The following is a 15,379-nucleotide window of genomic DNA, read 5'->3' as shown; positions in this document are numbered from 1 at the left end:
CAAAATCCTCCTTTCTCTCTGGGCTGCAAATGCTTACCGGCTGTCCTTATCGTGAGAAGGTGCCGGCTGCTTTTTTGCCGGCTCCGTTTTCGCTGCCTGCTCCCGCATTGCTTTCAAAACGGAAGGACGGCGTTCTGCGGTCTGTTCCAATCGGGCAAGGGTATTCAAAGACCGCTCCGCGCCATGTTTTACAGAAGATATAAGGGCACGCTCCGCTTTGAAAGCGCCTTTGAACACCCTGGCAATCTTTCCGGTTTCTTTTGCTTCTGCCTCCATAGGTTTCCCTCGAAGGGTGCGGCCCATATTTTTCAGATGGCGGCCTGCCTCATGGTATTCCGCACTGAAAGCGTCAATCCTGGAAACAGCCCTGTCACTGGCCTGCATCCCTTTTTCTGCCGCCTCCTGAATAGCCTCCAGCGCTGGCCGGATATGCAGGAATTGTGTGATTCCATTCAAGGCAACGGCTCCGCGTTCCTTGAAATCAGTCAGGATATGCCGGCACCCGTCAATGATCTGCTCTTTGAGCTTGGAAAGACGCTGGCGCATAGCAGCCACACTTGCCTCCATAGCCTTACAACTTTTTTGGAGGGAATCTTTCAGGGAATGGTCCTGTAAGCCCTGTACCTCCCGACGCATGGCCTTTAGTTCCTCGGTTGCTTCGGAAAGCCGCTGCTCCATCTCGGTCACATGGCCGATCAGCCTGGCAAATTCCTCATATCCCGGCGTATTGTTGTCTTTCAGGAGAGCAAGCAGCTCTTTTACCTGCTCATTTTCCGCAATCGGCTGGCTGTCCGTTTCTGCCATTTATAAATCCCTCCTGTCTGCCGGAGGCTGCCCTCCGGCAATCTTGCCGATAATTTCCGGCCCGGTCTCAAAAATCTGCATCAGCCGCTTTGCCGTGCTGCTGGGCTGGACGGCCCCACTGGTCCAGAGACGGACAGTAGAAGGGGTAACATTCATCAGCAACGCGAACCCCTTTTCATTCACATCCAGCTTTTTCATCAGCGCCGTTACCATTTCAGGCCCATACTCCGGGCAGCGGGCGGTTTCGGCAATCATCTGCAAAGCGGTATTTTCTGTTTTTGTCATAGTGAAAACCTCCTGTTATTCTGGCCCCGCCGTTAAGCCGGGGCAAAACTGATTTCGTTGTGTTCCATCCTCCGGGCAAATTCACGGAGAGAATATTTCACGCCGTCAATCTCCGCATGATCCTGGTCCAGATAACGGCAAAAAGAAAAATGCCGGTCCCCATTTCCATAAAACAGGCAGAGAAGGCCGTTATCAGGAATCGAAAACAGCGCCTTTCCAGCACTGTCCGTAAAACGAATCTGCTGTGTTCCGTTCATACCAAAATCCCCCCTTAAATTGAAATAGCCGCCTGTTTCTGGCGGCATGGTAGTTGGCGGTCCTTGATTTTTCCTCTGGTATGTAACAGCTTTTCGTTATAGTCCTTTCCAACGCGGGGCGGGTTGATGCCTACCCGGATATGCTTAAAACGCGGATTGTCATGGAGCATTGCCTTAATCCTTCTGGCATTTTTAAGACCGCCAAGATCATTGTCCATGTAAAGATTGACGCGCCGGATTTCCGGGTGGCGCTCCAGAAACGCAATCAGCGCCACATGAGAGGTACCGCCCAAAGACAGACGGTAGCCATCCCATTTCCAGCCTTCCAGCTCTTGCAGCGTTACGTGGGAAAGAGCATCGATAGGCGCTTCAAAGACCGCCACATGCTGGCTGCCCGGATTTTGGGGTGGATAACAAAAGCTGTACATTTTGTCGCTGCCGTATACGTCCTTTCTGAGTTTGCCGGTAATACTCCGCATACAGGCAAATTTTGCTTTCCCCGCATCATCCTTTCCCACAAACACACAGACCGCCTCGCCCTTATAACGGGCTTCATAGAAAAGCCCTAACCGAACGCACCGGCTGATTACTTCACTACTGATTCCGCGCTGCTGCAAATAAGAAACAGCAGCGGTAGCACACCGTCTGGCCCAGGGGAGGGAAAAGGCTTTTTTCTTCTGTTCCCTCTGTATGTAATTTGGCTCCGGCGTACTCCGGCGTTCCGGTATCTGCTGAATCTCGCCGCCGACCAGTGTGTGGACCGCATCCACCAGACCATATCCCCGAATCTGGATCAGGTAGTCCAGAGCGTTGATACTCCGGCCCCGGCTGTTCCAGTACCAGTATTTTTTCCCGGTCACATAAACCAGGCTGTCATGCTCTTTATGCCGGTAATTCGGCCCGTCCCGTTTCAATACGCCCGGCTCGTGAAACTGCAGGTAAGCGAACAGGTCCGCCTCCCTGGCTGCCTGGATCTGCTCTTTGGTTACACCGGGCATAACACCGGCACAGCTTTTCGTTTCATTGTGCTTTCGCCTCCTTCCTCCATGATTGCATGAAAAAAAGCGCCCTCTGGCGCCTAACACCCGTACATGTCGTGATTGACCTCGGCACGGTAATAACTATCCATCGTCGCTGTGGCATTATAGAACGCTGCCAGCAGATAAGCCTTGATATTGTTGACCTTCGTAACATTCTTGTCGATACAGTCAAAAACATACTCCACATGGCTGGAGTTGATCTTTAAGAACCGGCTCCTGACAACCTCCCGTGGAAAGTCGTCTCCGGCAATGCGGATATATGGCCGTCTGGAAAGCACCGTTTCCAGTATAAGCTCCACCGTTTCGTCCATGCGTTCCCTCCCATAGCGGGGAACCAGAAAGTCATACTCAACATTCTCTTTGATGATTTCACGATATGCCTCTGCCATATCCATCCTATCAATCCCATCCTGACAGTCAGCCGTTTCCGGCTCTGCCGGATAGATTGATTGATGTGTTCTTGATATATCCGTTTTTGATTTTTTAGTCCTTTGTGGATTAGTATTTAATTGTGCGGGATTTCCCTGTCCAGGTTCCGCCTGTTTAGGTTTTGCCTGTCTTGGATTTGCCTGTCTTGGATTTTCCCGTTTAGGTGGAACTCCTTGTTTTACGCCGGTTGCGGGCTTTTCATGGATTGTGTATTCAATATCTCCGAGCTGCCCGTTATCATATCGGAGGCGCTGCCTGGTAAGATACCCGTGCCGCTCCAGCTCCTTCAGGGCGGTAGTAATAGAATCCACACCGTCCTTACAGATATGTGCAAGCCCCTTTGTGGTATAATCCCAATCTTCCGGCAGCGACAGCATAAGGGAAAGGAGCCCCTTCGCCTTTAAGGACAATTCCGTATTACGCAGATGATGATTGCTCATAACCGTAAAGTCCTTCGTTTTCTCTACACGGAATACAGCCATTTCACAGCCTCCTTTCTTCGATTATTCCGCTACAAGGCACGGTCCCTGCGGTCATAATAAAGATTTCCGCCGGACACCTTTGCATGGTTTTTCAGTTTTACTTCGCCCCGTTCCTGGCTGTCTAAAAATTTCTGATAACCGGCATCTGTAAGGAACAGACGCATCTTATCTCCCTTATCGCCAACAGGGGCGTCATAGGACAGTACATCAAAGACGATCATGTGCCGCACCTCCGGGTCAAACCGTTCCAGCGCCATGATGTCATGCCCTTTTAATTTTTCAGCGCCGGATCGCTGCCTGGCCTCGGCAATCCTTTCCCCAATAGTCCGGGGCGGATGGGGCAGACGGTAGTTCTTCTGTATGTCCTTCACTAAGTCCATGCACTCCGCATCCGACAGGATGCGCAGCTTTGCCATGAGGCTTTGCGCCGCCTCCCGCTGCTCGGAATCATTTGAATAGCGCACGGTCATGTAGAGCTCATTCAGAACTTTAGTCTGATAATCTCCTTCTACCTGAAAAAGCAGCTTTTTTTCCATTTCGTTTAGTTCCATGTTGTTCTCCTTCCTCCGTAAAATAGGGATGAAAAAAGGGCGCCCACCCGTAAAAGTGAAACGTCCTTTCGCAAACGGCTTAAATGCCGCATATATTAAATTACAGCTTGTTCAGCACTTCTCCTATGTCCGCATTGATACAGATGGAGTTTTTCTGAATCTCCTTTGGCGCATATGCCTCGTTCAGATTGATACAGGCATAAATTGCGTCCGGCCACTCATATGCCATCCTCCAGAAACTAAATTTCACTATGCCCGGCGTATTCATGCCGGTGCCTAATTCTAAGAACAGCGTGTTCATGTGTTTATGACGACAAAGGAAGTCTGCGTACCGTTCCGAAGCGGTATGCCAGCCTTCATCTTCCACAAAAGTATTATCCGCACGAAGGTTCATTGTCATCGGTTTTCCACATACAGGGCAGCGGGGAATTAAATCAGATGGAATCTTCATATCTTTTTGCTGCTGTACCATCTGGCGAATGACAGCTTCATTTTCGTATGTCTTTTGGTGGCATGGCTCGCTGCACTGGAACAATCCGTAATCCCCTTGTGTGTAGAACAATCTATGCTTATCAAATCCAGCTTTCTGAAAGCAGTGATCGACATTTGTTGTCAACACAAAATAGTCTTTGTTCTGGATTAGCGAAAGCAGCTTGTCATATACCGGCTTTGGCGCATCCTCATAACGATTGATAAGAATATACCGGCTCCAGTACGCCCAATGTTCTTCCAGTGTATCATAGTGGTAGAAGCCCCCGGAATACATATCACTGAAATGATATTTGGCTGCAAAATCGTGGAAATGCTTTTCAAAACGTTCTCCCGAATAAGTGAAGCCGGCAGAAGTAGATAGGCCGGCGCCGGCACCAACAATTACCGCCTCCGCTTTATCCAACGCCGCACGCAGCTTTTCCGTAGCTTCAGGCGTATTCTCTGCTTTAGGAATTCTCCAGCCAAACATCATGCACACCTCTTTTCCTTAAATTCTTTTATCCAGTTATGCGAACCAATCTGGGTCTGCCGTTTATCCATGTGTTTTCTTGATTTTTCTGCGGTGCTCCAAAAATGTAACACCGGGGTGTTCCCGCCAACACCAAGTTCTAAAAATAAAACATGCTTATTTTTATGCTTACTGATAAAATCTGTATAACGATTTGCGGCGGCATGCCAGCCTTCATCCTCCACAAAGAAGCTATCACATCTTAAATTCATCGTCATAGGCGCCCCGCAAACAGGACATTTCGGTATCAAATCTGTTGGAATCTTCATATCCTTTTGCTCTGCAACCATTTTCCGTACAGTTTTCTCGTTATCATAGGTCTTATCGTGACACGCTTTTGAACACTGCCATAAACCATAATCGCCCTGTGTGTAAAACAGTCGTTTTTTATCAAAGCCCGCAAGCTGAAATTGATGGTCTACATTGCTCGTTAATACAAAATAGTCCTTATTCTGCACGATTTTTAGTAGTGTAGAATATGGCTCTCCGACAGACACATCATAACGATTTACATAGATATGCCGTGACCACCACGCCCAATATTCTTCGAGGGTTTCATATGGATAAAAACCGCCTGCATACATATCTGAAATTCCATACTTTTTATAAAAATCGGAAAAATACTTTTCAAAGCGTTCTCCATCATAGGTAAATCCTGCCGAGGCGGACATTCCTGCGCCTGCGCCGATTATAATCGCATCGGCTTTTTCTATTTCTTTTTTCAGTTTGTCAATTTGCTTGGAGCAGCTCATGGTAGATGTTGTAATCAAGTTCCTTAAAAACATTGAATATCACCTCTATTTCGCTGTGTGTTTGTTTCTTATATCTTTTTACGGTTTCAACCGCTATCTGTGCTGCTTTATCATTTGGAAAATGAAATTCTCCCGTAGAAATGCAACAGAATGCAATACTTTTTAGCCCGTTTTTTTCTGCCAGTTCCAAACAAGATCGGTAACAGGAAGCAAGCAGCTCTTTATCTTTTTCAGTAAGATCACCGTGAACAATCGGACCGACCGTGTGCAGCACATAACGGCTCGGCAAATTATAGGCAAGGGTGATCTTAGCTTTCCCCGTTTCTTCCTGATGACCTTGCTTTCTCATCAACTCCGCACAAGCCAAACGAAGCTGTACCCCCGCAAAGGTGTGGATGGCATTGTCAATGCAGCCGTGATTCGGACAGAAACAGCCGAGCATTTGACTGTTGGCGGCATTTACAATACCGTCGCATTGCAGCGTGGTAATATCCCCACGCCAAAGATATATCCCTTTTTGAATCGGTGTTAAGTCTGATAAAGCCGTAATTCCTTTCCTGCGGATTTCTTCCTGCAAATAAGCATCCTGAACCGTCACAAATTCATCTGTTACAGGCAAGGGCATGCGTTTATTAAAAAGCGAACGAAGCAAGGATTTTTGTTCCTGCTCACGCGATGGAATTTCGATTTTAGCATGCTGCGGCTGTTCTTTTAGAAGTGCCGCTATTAAATATCTTCGTCTTTCGGTTTGTGTCATTTTCTTATCCTCTCCGTATCACTGCTTTTTGCGGACAAACATGGAAACAGTTGCCGCAATGCAGGCAGTTTCCCTGCCTGATTACAGCAGGGACGATCGAAAAATCGATGCAATCTTGCGGGCAGACAGTTTGACAAGTCCGGCAGCCGTTACATTTTTGCGTAATTTCATAGCCCTGTTTTTCTTCCTGTTTGCTGCCAATCGTGAAAGAAGCGCGCTCAATCGGCTTTTTTGAAAGGTCAAACCATTCACCGCTGCCCTCATAAAGATGAAAGACAGTAAGCGCCTGTCGGGACTCTTCACTCGGATAAATCTCATTCATATATGGATTTTTTTCAAACAGCCTTAGCAAAGGCGTTTTCCCGATTTCTTGTACTTTTCCCCGTACCGAAACAGCTGCACGGGAAAGCGTATCGCCTGCATGCATTCCTGTTAATGCAACATATTCGTTTTTCTTTAAGCGGTGATAAACCCCTTTTCCTTTCGCCGTTAAAAAATACAATCCTTTTTCATCACTATCCATTATGTCAATCGCACAGGTAACGGGCAGACCGTTGTCATCGACAGTTGCCGCGATCACAGAATGAATTTCTTTTTCTAAGTAATGTAAATAGTTCATTTGCCACACCCTTTCCCAAACAAGATATTGCGTAAAGTCCTGCATTGCAAATATAGATGCAGGACTTTGTCTTATTTAGAATTTACCGTTTTGATTTTGCCAAGTAGATTTGTCAGCAATGGTTTCCATTACATCCCAATGCTCGGCAATCTTACCGTCCTCAACACGCCACAGATCATAGTAAGAGGTCGGCATACCGCCGAAAGTTCCTTCACTGACCGCAAGCACGAAATTCCCTTGTGCAAGCACCTGATGAACGGTTGTATAAATCATCTGTATATTTTGTTCAGCAAGTGCCGCCAGTGCAGCGCCTAAACCAGACAATCCATCGGCAATGCCGGTGTTATGCTGGATGTAGGTATCACCATCAAAATAATCCGGTGTCTTTTCAGGACGGTTGCCCTGCATAACATCGTAAAGGAAATGCTTGACTACTTCACGGTTTGCCTCCGTCTTATCAAGATCTTTCAGTTCCATCGTGCCATCAATCTGTGTTCTGCCGGAGGGATTTGGATCTGCCTTTGCTGCGAGATTATCCCAATGCTCGGCAATCTTGCCGTTTTCTTCAAAACGGAAAATGTCAAAAGCGACTTGCTCGCCCGCACCTGCAAAGTTGTAAACTGTCTGTAAGAAAACCTTATCGCCGTCCTCAAATGCACGGATATTGTTTACAGTCGTTTTAACAGGAGCAGAAGCAAGCGCGGCAACCGAGCTGATAAAGGCATCACGTCCTGTTCCATAGGCAAGGTTATGTTGGATATATCCTTCCGCAAGCAGATCTTTCGCTTTTTCAACATCACCGCTTGCAAAAGTATGGATGAGTGCAACTGCATTTTCTATATTTGTCATGATTGTTTCCTCCTTTTTATTTCGTTACTTGTTATCAAATACTTTCACACATATACATCTTAGCTTTATTCTTTTTATTCACTTTGAGCTTTCCAAACGGCCGTTCTTTGCAGCTCTGTGCATATTATAGGACCATTGGTTTCCAATGTAAAGTAAGCACTTTTTTGTACTGTAGTTACCAAAAAGATACTATTAAAAGATTCTCCATTTTTAGCTTTTACATAAACATGCATCTATTCAACCGTATTATCATTTATACTGCTTATGATAAGCCATCGGTCCTCTTGATTGCATTGAGGCTGTATGGTAAAATTGTAAACAAAGTTACCGATAGAAACTATTAAGAGGAGATGATACGATGACTGAACAAAAATCAGTGAAAGCACTACCGGCTTGTCCTGTGGAAACAACCTTGACTTTGATCGGTGATAAGTGGAAAGTGCTGATCTTGCGTGATTTGCTTACCGGCACAAAACGTTTTGGTGAATTAAAAAAATCAATCGGCTCCGTATCGCAAAAGGTATTGACCACGCAGCTTCGAGCAATGGAGGAAAACGGTTTACTGACGCGTACCGTTTATGCGGAAGTACCGCCGCGCGTAGAATACACCTTGACGGCATTAGGCAAAAGCCTGCATCCGATCCTGGACGCCATGCGAGACTTCGGTGAGGCTTATCAAAATTCTCAACATTAAATGAAGCAGCGTGTATCCATAAAGTGATACACGCCTTTTTATTGTCCTTTGTTTTTCATGCGCCTAAGCGATTCATCTTCAAACAAAAGCAAGGAACAAACGAATGATCCGCTTAAAAAAAGACCTCCATCTTTCGATGAAAGTCCGCTCTTATAAATCTACTTTTTCCAGTTCGCCGTAACCGATCTCTGTCGGTGTTTCCCGTCCGAATAAGATCAACAATACCACTGCTTCCTGTGCGTCATCGTGCAGTTCTTCCACTGTTCCTTCCGAACCCGCAAACGGACCGTTCAGGATCTTAACACGATCACCTACCGCAAAATCGACATTTACCTTGCGATCAGACATGCCAAGACGGCGCAGGATCGCCTCAATTTCATCTTCCGCTACCGGGAAAGGCTTTGCCCCGCCCCCGCTGGATCCGATAAATCCGGTAACCCCCGGCGTATTACGCACCGTATACCATGCCTCATCGGTCATGTTCATTTCCACAAACAGATAGCCGGGAAACAGATTCTGTACTTTTTCGACCTGCTTGCCGTTTTTATATTCGATTTCCGTCTCTTCTGCCACGACGACACGAAACAGGAAATCCTGTAATCCCATCGTTTCAATACGGCGTTCCAGATTTTCTTTTACCCTGTTTTCATGTCCGGCATAGGTATTTACGACATACCATTCTTTGTTTCCTTCACTCACAACGCATTCCTCCTAAAGTCCGATGAAGTGCAAATACGTTTTTGCAATCCATTCGCACAAAGTAAAAAACAGCGCAAATGCAGCGGTAAAGAAAATAACCGAACCGCTGTTCGCAATCAGATCCTTCATCTTAGGCCAACGGATTCGGTGCACCTCTGCCCGAATTCCGGCAATACTAAACCATTTCATTTCATTCACTCCTTATTTCGTTTCCTTGTGAATCGTATGCTCTCCGCATTTTTTACAATACTTTTTCAGCTCCAGACGCTGCGTATTGGTCTTCTTATTTCTATGTGTCGTATAGTTACGAGAAAGGCAGCGCGTGCATGTCAAAATTACTTTTTCACTCATGTTTACACCTCTTTCTATGCTTATTAACTGTAACATAAAGTGCCGTGCTAGTCAATGAAATCAAAGTTTCTTGCGAATCTTTTGTATCGTATTATCGACTTTTTTCTTAGTCGTATGTAGGATCGCCGCTATTTCATCATACCGATAGCCATAGCGATGATAGCGAAAGATCTTTTGTTCCAGTTCGCTGCATGTACGCAAGATCGCTTCTTCCTGCTTTTGCGCTTCCTTCCAGCGTAATTTCAAAACACCTTCAAACTCCCATTGATCATTGCGTATCTGATCGATCCAATAACAGCTCTCTTTTTCATTGATGCTGACATCAAGTGAATAAGCATGCACCATCGCTTTGCGCTTTAATGCCTGACGGCGGCGCACATAAGAAACAATGACATTCTCCAGCCGCTTAGAAACATAAGTGTAAAATGATGCGCCCTGATCCTCGCGGTATTCATACAAGGCAAGTGAAAGAGAATGAAAACACTCCTGTTTCAGTTCTTTTCGTTCTTCCTCAGTGAAATAAGCGTTCCAGCGATACAAAGCGATCTCAATAAGCGATTGATAGGAACAATGCAATAAATTCCATGCACTTTCCTGATTTTGTAACCCATAATACAACAATTCATAGTCATTGGGGCGCACAGCGCTCCCTGTTTTCTTCTTCCCCATTGATTCCTCCCAAAACGTATTTTTACGTTTCCCAAATAATTATTCTATCTAGCGATGATCGCGCTGATTAAATACTTCGTAAAGAAGGATGCCGCAGGCGACCGAAGCGTTTAAGGAAGTGATCGTGCCGACCATCGGCAATCGTACGCAGTAATCACAGTTTTTGCGTACCAGCGGACGAATGCCAAAGCCTTCCGAGCCGACGACCAGCACCAGCGGAACGGTAAAATCTGCTTCCCGATAATCGATCGATTGCTCCAGATCAGCTCCTACTGCCCAAAATCCCTTTTCTTTCAAACGCACCAGCGTCTGTGATAAATTGTTTACCACAGCGACTTTTACGGTATCGATCGCACCGGTCGATACCTTTGCGACCGTCGGGTTCAAAGAAACGCTGCGATTTTTCGCCAAGATCACACCATCTGCACCAACCGCATCACAAGTACGCAGGATCGCCCCCAGATTATGTGGATCTTCTAAGTTATCCAGCATGATCAAAAACGGCGTCTTTCCTTCCGGTATCGTTTCCAATAGTTCCTCCAGCGAATAAGTCTTGTAATCATCGATACAAGCCGCAATTCCCTGATGATGCTCTGTCTTTAACAGCCGATCCATTTGTTTGCGCGGCATACTGCGAATCGTAAGATGCCGCTGCTTCAGCGCTTTGATCAATTCCCGATCCTTCAGCCCCTCGCTTACGATCACCTCATAGATGCGTTTTTGTTCTTTCAATAGCTGGTGGACGACATTCTTCCCATATACATATTGCGTCATCGCTTCACTTCTCCTATCTTTTTTACCGCTTCCCACAATTCTTCCAATCGCGCCTGCTCTTGATTCAGATACAGATATCCCCAAAGCGCCTCAAAACCGGTAGACATGCGATATGTCATTACATCGGCGTTTTTGGCTTTCGTAACCGTATGCGCATTGCGGCCGCGACGTATGATTTCCAACTCTGCTTCCCGAAAAAATGACTGCTCCATCAAGATCTTCACATAATGCGCCTGTGCTTTGGCACTCACATAATAAGTGCTCTTCACTTGCAGATCGTTTGGCTTTTGATAGCCTTGCGACAATAAATACTCCCGTACATAAAGCGACATCAGTGCATCCCCGATATAAGCAAGCGAGGTCGCATTCATCGCGTCAGCCCGCATTACAACAAACCTCTTTCAATCAAGATCATGCGGTAACGGTCTGCTTCCTCAAACTGCTTTTCCGCTTTCGCCGCATTCCATTTTGCGAAAATCGCTTTATCTTCTTCACCCAGCACTGTCTTCGGAATTTCAATTCCCAGCACATAAAGCATCTGTTCCAGCGCCTTCATCAGGCTGCCGATCCATGCAAAGTCCACCTCTTTTTGACGCAGCGCCTGGTTGAGCTGCTTATTGGCTTCAAAAACGCATGCCACTGCATTTGGCGTATTGAGATCATCCTGCATTGCTTCCAGGAATCGATCCCAGATTTCTGCCGCATCTCCTTGTAATTCTACGCCGGCCAAGCCTGCTTTCACATAAGCCTGCGTCATGGATTTACTGATACGCTCCAATTCTTTGCTCGCCGTGGCAATCGCTTCTTCATTGATATTTAGCGGCCCGCGATAATGTGCCGACAGCATCACCCAGCGCAGTACATTCGCACCGATTTTAGCGATCATATCCTTTGCCCAGATCACATTGCCTAATGATTTTGACATCTTTTCTCCGTCAATATTTACCATGCCGTTATGGATCCAATAATTGGCGATCGGATTGCCGAAAGCCGCACGAGACTGGGCGATCTCATTTTCATGGTGTGGAAATTTCAAGTCCATGCCGCCGCCGTGAATATCGATCAGTTCACCATCGAATTCCTTATTGATCATGACCACGCATTCCGTATGCCAGCCCGGGCGTCCAAGCGACCATGGCGATTCCCATCGGATTCCTTCCTCCGTCGCTTTCCACAAAGTAAAATCAAGCGGATTTTCCTTTTTACTGTTTTCATCAATGCGCGCACCGACCACCAGATCATCGACCTGCTGATGTGATAAGCCGCCATACTGGTTTACCTCACCGACTCTGAAATACACATCTCCATCTACCACATATGCATAGCCTTTTTTTACCAGAATATCGATAAACGCAATGATGCGGTCCATCGTTTCCGTTACCTTTGGCGCCGCATCCGGCATTTTCGCATGCAGCTGCAAACGCACGTCGTTATAAGCCTTGATAAATTCCTCGGTTACTTCTTTTTCGCTGATGTGGCGCTCGATCGCCGCTTTGATGATCTTATCATCGACATCGGTATAATTGGATACCATTTTTACCTGGTAGCCCAGCATCTCAAATGTCTTGCGCAGCGTATCAAACACCACGATCGGTCTGGCATTGCCGATATGTGCATGATTATAGACCGTCGGTCCGCACACATACATGTTTACCTGGTTTTCATGGATTGGCTGAAATTCCTCCACTTCCCTGCTCATACTGTTAAATAATTTCATATCGTTCCTCCTGATTCATAAAAAAAACGTCAATATAGAGGTGCAGTTCGCACGGTCCCACTCTACTTGAACGCTTTGATTCCACTTATTTATCGAGTAACGCCGATCTACGTTTTTTTCTACATTATCGAAAAAACCCTAAAAGGTGCATTCCTCACAAGTCCGCGAAATCTTTTCACCGGCCAGATCCTCTCTATGCGCTTATCCTGTGGCTACTCGTCCCTTATCTTTGGTTTCTTATAGTATAGCATGACGCGATTGCCCTTTCAACTAAAAAACAATGAGGATCACGCTTTCTTCTGTCATCTGCGCAAGGTGAAATCATATTGCAGATGGTGCAGTCTTTCTTCGATCTGATAAGTCTGACAAACCGTTTCATCATAAAAAATACGGATTTCCTGATGAGGCAGATCCACATTTACCGAGATGACGCCGCGCAGTTCTTTCAGACCGCTGATCAGCGTTTTCTCATCATGCAGCACATCGATCATTTCTACTTGATAGTTGATTTCTTTCATAGCTGGTCTCCTTTTTATATGACGGGAAACACCCTTCCCTTTATGGATGAGTATGCCCGAATCTTTTCGCTTTATTAGGAAAAGATACTTTATCCTATGCAGTTGATCAAAAGACGTTATAAAGAAAGCAACTGTTTTCATCGGCAAGCCGCTTTCCCCTATACGGCAAACAAACCGGCATGTCATCATGAAAGCAGCGTTTCGTATGAAATACGAAAGGAATACATAAAATGAAAAAAACGGTATGAGATTTCCCATACCGTCTGCTCATCAAAGCATGTAATTATGCTAATTCAGAGAAGTATTTGATCGTACGAACCATCTGGCTTGTGTAAGAGTTTTCGTTATCATACCAAGATACGACCTGTACCTGTGTATTTCCGTCTTCCATTTCGATTGCCATTGTCTGTGTAGCATCGAATAAAGAACCGTAACGCATACCGATGATGTCGCTGGATACCAATTCTTCTTCCGTGTAACCGAATGATTCATTTGATGCTGCTTTCATAGCCGCATTGATTTCATCAACTGTTACTTTTCCTTTTACAACTGCAACTAACAGTGTTGTAGATCCTGTAGGAGTCGGCACACGCTGTGCAGAACCGATCAGTTTACCGTTTAATTCCGGAATAACCAAACCGATTGCTTTTGCTGCTCCCGTTGAGTTAGGAACGATGTTCACTGCTGCTGCACGAGAACGACGCAGATCGCCTTTGCGCTGCGGACCGTCTAATGTCATCTGATCACCGGTGTAAGCATGAACCGTTGTCATGATACCGCTTTGGATCGGTGCCAGTTTGTTTAGTGCGTCAGCCATTGGCGCCAAGCAGTTTGTCGTACAAGATGCTGCGGAAATTACAGTATCTTCTGCTGTCAGTTTTTCGTGGTTTACGTTATATACGATAGTCGGTAAGTCGTTTCCTGCCGGTGCAGAGATAACAACTTTACGAGCGCCTGCTTCGATGTGTGCGCTTGCTTTTGCTTTAGAAGTATAGAAACCTGTACATTCCAAAACAACATCTACGCCTAATTTGCCCCAAGGCAGGTTTTTCGCATCTGCTTCTGCATAGATGGTAATTTCTTTTCCGTCTACTGTGATTGAGTTTTCACCGGCAGTTACTTTGTCAGCCAGTGCATAACGTCCTTGTGATGAGTCGTATTTTAACAGGTGTGCCAGCATTTTAGGGCTAGTTAAGTCATTGATTGCAACAACTTCGTATCCTTCTGCTCCAAACATCTGTCTGAACGCCAAACGACCGATGCGTCCAAATCCATTAATCGCAACTTTTACTGTCATTTCAAAAGTCCTCCTTCTAACAACGATATTATACTGAGTTTGCATATAAATGTCAATTGTGAGAAGATTCACTTTCAGCAATTTTACGTGAATTTTCACTTCTTTTTTTCACTGCTTTGTGAAATGGGACGCTTCTGCATATTTTTGCCGGTTCCAGACATACTTTATATAGAATGAAGCATGAAAAGAGGGTGATAAAATGTGGATCGTACCAACGGTGATCGAAAGAGAAGGCGCGCATGAACGGGTCTATGATCTGTACTCCTGTCTTTTGAAGGAGCGTATCGTGCTGTTGAGCGGGGAGATCGATGATCAGCTTTCCAGCAGCATTTGCGCACAGCTGCTTTATCTTTCCGGTTTAAGCAGCGAGGCGATCATTTTATATATCAATTCAGCGGGCGGCAGCGTCAGTGCCGGATTGGCTATTTATGACATCATGCAATACATTCCCAATGAGATCATTACCATTGATATGGGGATGTGCGCCAGCATGGCAGCCGTGCTGTTAGCGGCGGGAACAAGAGGCAAGCGCTTTTTATTACCGAACAGTGAAGTGATGATCCATCAGCCGTTAGGACAGATCGGCGGACAGGCGAAGGACATGGAAATCGCAGCGGCGCATATCGCTTCGATGAAAAAACGGTTATATCGAATCTTGGCGGATGCCTGTAACAAAGAAGTAGAAGTGATCGAACAGGACTGTGATCGTGATCATTATATGGATGCAAAAACGGCGGTTTCCTATGGCATTGCCGATCGCATCATCACTTCGATGCAGGAGCAATAACGCTCATACTGATTTCCAACGAAAGAAAACATGCAGGCTGGTGCCAAG

General features: G+C 45.9%; 22 protein-coding genes and 1 other annotated feature. Of the genes, 2 read left to right on the top strand and 20 right to left on the bottom strand.

What is annotated here, in order from left to right; translation table 11 throughout:
• Positions 1 to 33 precede the first annotated feature (33 nt).
• The 11 genes from C1712_RS10195 to C1712_RS10145 form a co-directional block, all read right to left on the bottom strand.
• Positions 34 to 804: a DUF6674 family protein gene (locus C1712_RS10195; RefSeq protein WP_102268963.1), complete on the bottom strand. Its 771-nt coding sequence runs from the start codon at positions 802 to 804 to the stop codon at positions 34 to 36.
• Positions 805 to 1,089 (bottom strand): helix-turn-helix domain-containing protein, encoded by a 285-nt coding sequence (locus tag C1712_RS10190; protein ID WP_102268961.1) that lies wholly within the window; start codon positions 1,087 to 1,089, stop codon positions 805 to 807.
• Positions 1,090 to 1,121: 32 nt separating this feature from the next.
• On the bottom strand, positions 1,122 to 1,346 hold the full coding sequence (locus tag C1712_RS10185) for a hypothetical protein (RefSeq protein WP_102268959.1): 225 nt from the start codon (positions 1,344 to 1,346) through the stop codon (positions 1,122 to 1,124).
• A 14-nt stretch (positions 1,347 to 1,360) separates the two neighbouring features.
• A complete protein-coding gene (locus C1712_RS10180; protein WP_102268957.1) occupies positions 1,361 to 2,344 on the bottom strand; it encodes a DUF3991 and TOPRIM domain-containing protein in 984 nt (327 codons plus the stop codon).
• Positions 2,345 to 2,424: 80 nt separating this feature from the next.
• Positions 2,425 to 3,297 carry a DUF6017 domain-containing protein gene (locus C1712_RS10175; RefSeq protein ID WP_102268955.1) on the bottom strand — a complete coding sequence of 291 codons (873 nt, stop codon included), beginning with the start codon at positions 3,295 to 3,297 and terminating at the stop codon, positions 2,425 to 2,427.
• 29 nt (positions 3,298 to 3,326) lie between these two features.
• The gene (locus C1712_RS10170) at positions 3,327 to 3,848 is read right to left on the bottom strand and encodes a DUF5720 family protein (protein WP_102268953.1); all 522 of its coding nucleotides are present in this window, start codon (positions 3,846 to 3,848) and stop codon (positions 3,327 to 3,329) included.
• Positions 3,849 to 3,948: 100 nt separating this feature from the next.
• Positions 3,949 to 4,809, bottom strand: a complete 861-nt coding sequence (locus C1712_RS10165; RefSeq protein WP_102268951.1) for an SIR2 family NAD-dependent protein deacylase — start codon at positions 4,807 to 4,809, stop codon at positions 3,949 to 3,951.
• Entirely contained in the window at positions 4,809 to 5,633 is an 825-nt protein-coding gene (locus C1712_RS10160; protein WP_219718857.1) for an SIR2 family NAD-dependent protein deacylase, read from the bottom strand. The genes C1712_RS10165 and C1712_RS10160 overlap by 1 nt, the downstream gene beginning before the upstream one ends.
• Positions 5,578 to 6,357, bottom strand: coding sequence for a protein-ADP-ribose hydrolase (locus C1712_RS10155; RefSeq protein ID WP_102268949.1), 780 nt, complete (start codon positions 6,355 to 6,357; stop codon positions 5,578 to 5,580). Before C1712_RS10155 ends, C1712_RS10160 begins: the two co-directional genes overlap by 56 nt.
• Positions 6,358 to 6,361: 4 nt before the next feature.
• On the bottom strand, positions 6,362 to 6,976 hold the full coding sequence (locus tag C1712_RS10150) for a pyridoxamine 5'-phosphate oxidase family protein (protein WP_102268947.1): 615 nt from the start codon (positions 6,974 to 6,976) through the stop codon (positions 6,362 to 6,364).
• Positions 6,977 to 7,051: 75 nt separating this feature from the next.
• Positions 7,052 to 7,825, bottom strand: coding sequence for a nuclear transport factor 2 family protein (locus tag C1712_RS10145; RefSeq protein ID WP_102268945.1), 774 nt, complete (start codon positions 7,823 to 7,825; stop codon positions 7,052 to 7,054).
• A 358-nt stretch (positions 7,826 to 8,183) separates the two neighbouring features.
• On the opposite strand from C1712_RS10145, the gene C1712_RS10140 reads away from it, so the two are divergent.
• A complete protein-coding gene (locus C1712_RS10140; RefSeq protein ID WP_102268943.1) occupies positions 8,184 to 8,519 on the top strand; it encodes a winged helix-turn-helix transcriptional regulator in 336 nt (111 codons plus the stop codon).
• Between the two features lie 150 nt (positions 8,520 to 8,669).
• Here the strand turns inward: C1712_RS10140 and nusG are convergent, their stop codons facing one another.
• The 9 genes from nusG to gap form a co-directional block, all read right to left on the bottom strand.
• Positions 8,670 to 9,218: a transcription termination/antitermination protein NusG gene (nusG, locus tag C1712_RS10135; RefSeq protein WP_102268941.1), complete on the bottom strand. Its 549-nt coding sequence runs from the start codon at positions 9,216 to 9,218 to the stop codon at positions 8,670 to 8,672.
• Between the two features lie 12 nt (positions 9,219 to 9,230).
• Positions 9,231 to 9,407 carry a preprotein translocase subunit SecE gene (secE, locus tag C1712_RS10130; RefSeq protein ID WP_102268939.1) on the bottom strand — a complete coding sequence of 59 codons (177 nt, stop codon included), beginning with the start codon at positions 9,405 to 9,407 and terminating at the stop codon, positions 9,231 to 9,233.
• Between the two features lie 12 nt (positions 9,408 to 9,419).
• Positions 9,420 to 9,569: a 50S ribosomal protein L33 gene (gene rpmG / locus C1712_RS10125; RefSeq protein WP_102268937.1), complete on the bottom strand. Its 150-nt coding sequence runs from the start codon at positions 9,567 to 9,569 to the stop codon at positions 9,420 to 9,422.
• 60 nt (positions 9,570 to 9,629) lie between these two features.
• Positions 9,630 to 10,238 (bottom strand): sigma factor-like helix-turn-helix DNA-binding protein, encoded by a 609-nt coding sequence (locus C1712_RS10120; RefSeq protein ID WP_102268935.1) that lies wholly within the window; start codon positions 10,236 to 10,238, stop codon positions 9,630 to 9,632.
• A 48-nt stretch (positions 10,239 to 10,286) separates the two neighbouring features.
• Positions 10,287 to 11,012, bottom strand: coding sequence for a 23S rRNA (guanosine(2251)-2'-O)-methyltransferase RlmB (gene rlmB, locus C1712_RS10115; RefSeq protein ID WP_102268933.1), 726 nt, complete (start codon positions 11,010 to 11,012; stop codon positions 10,287 to 10,289).
• A complete protein-coding gene (locus C1712_RS10110) occupies positions 11,009 to 11,398 on the bottom strand; it encodes a Mini-ribonuclease 3 (protein WP_102268931.1) in 390 nt (129 codons plus the stop codon). The genes rlmB and C1712_RS10110 overlap by 4 nt, the downstream gene beginning before the upstream one ends.
• Positions 11,398 to 12,729 carry a cysteine--tRNA ligase gene (gene cysS / locus C1712_RS10105; protein ID WP_102268929.1) on the bottom strand — a complete coding sequence of 444 codons (1,332 nt, stop codon included), beginning with the start codon at positions 12,727 to 12,729 and terminating at the stop codon, positions 11,398 to 11,400. Before cysS ends, C1712_RS10110 begins: the two co-directional genes overlap by 1 nt.
• 33 nt (positions 12,730 to 12,762) lie before the next feature.
• Positions 12,763 to 12,968: a binding site (T-box leader), on the bottom strand.
• A 63-nt stretch (positions 12,969 to 13,031) separates the two neighbouring features.
• On the bottom strand, positions 13,032 to 13,247 hold the full coding sequence (locus C1712_RS10100) for a hypothetical protein (RefSeq protein ID WP_102268927.1): 216 nt from the start codon (positions 13,245 to 13,247) through the stop codon (positions 13,032 to 13,034).
• 283 nt (positions 13,248 to 13,530) lie between these two features.
• Positions 13,531 to 14,544 (bottom strand): type I glyceraldehyde-3-phosphate dehydrogenase, encoded by a 1,014-nt coding sequence (gene gap / locus C1712_RS10095; RefSeq protein WP_102268925.1) that lies wholly within the window; start codon positions 14,542 to 14,544, stop codon positions 13,531 to 13,533.
• 199 nt (positions 14,545 to 14,743) lie between these two features.
• Between gap and C1712_RS10090 the strand changes: the two genes are divergently transcribed.
• Positions 14,744 to 15,331, top strand: a complete 588-nt coding sequence (locus C1712_RS10090) for an ATP-dependent Clp protease proteolytic subunit (protein ID WP_102268923.1) — start codon at positions 14,744 to 14,746, stop codon at positions 15,329 to 15,331.
• Positions 15,332 to 15,379: the final 48 nt, after the last annotated feature.

The sequence above is a fragment of the Massilicoli timonensis genome (genome assembly GCF_900199515.1).
Classification (GTDB): domain Bacteria; phylum Bacillota_I; class Bacilli_A; order Erysipelotrichales; family Erysipelotrichaceae; genus Massilicoli; species Massilicoli timonensis.
Note: the sequence above shows the minus strand (reverse complement) of the source record. Positions and strands in the feature narration are given on the sequence as shown.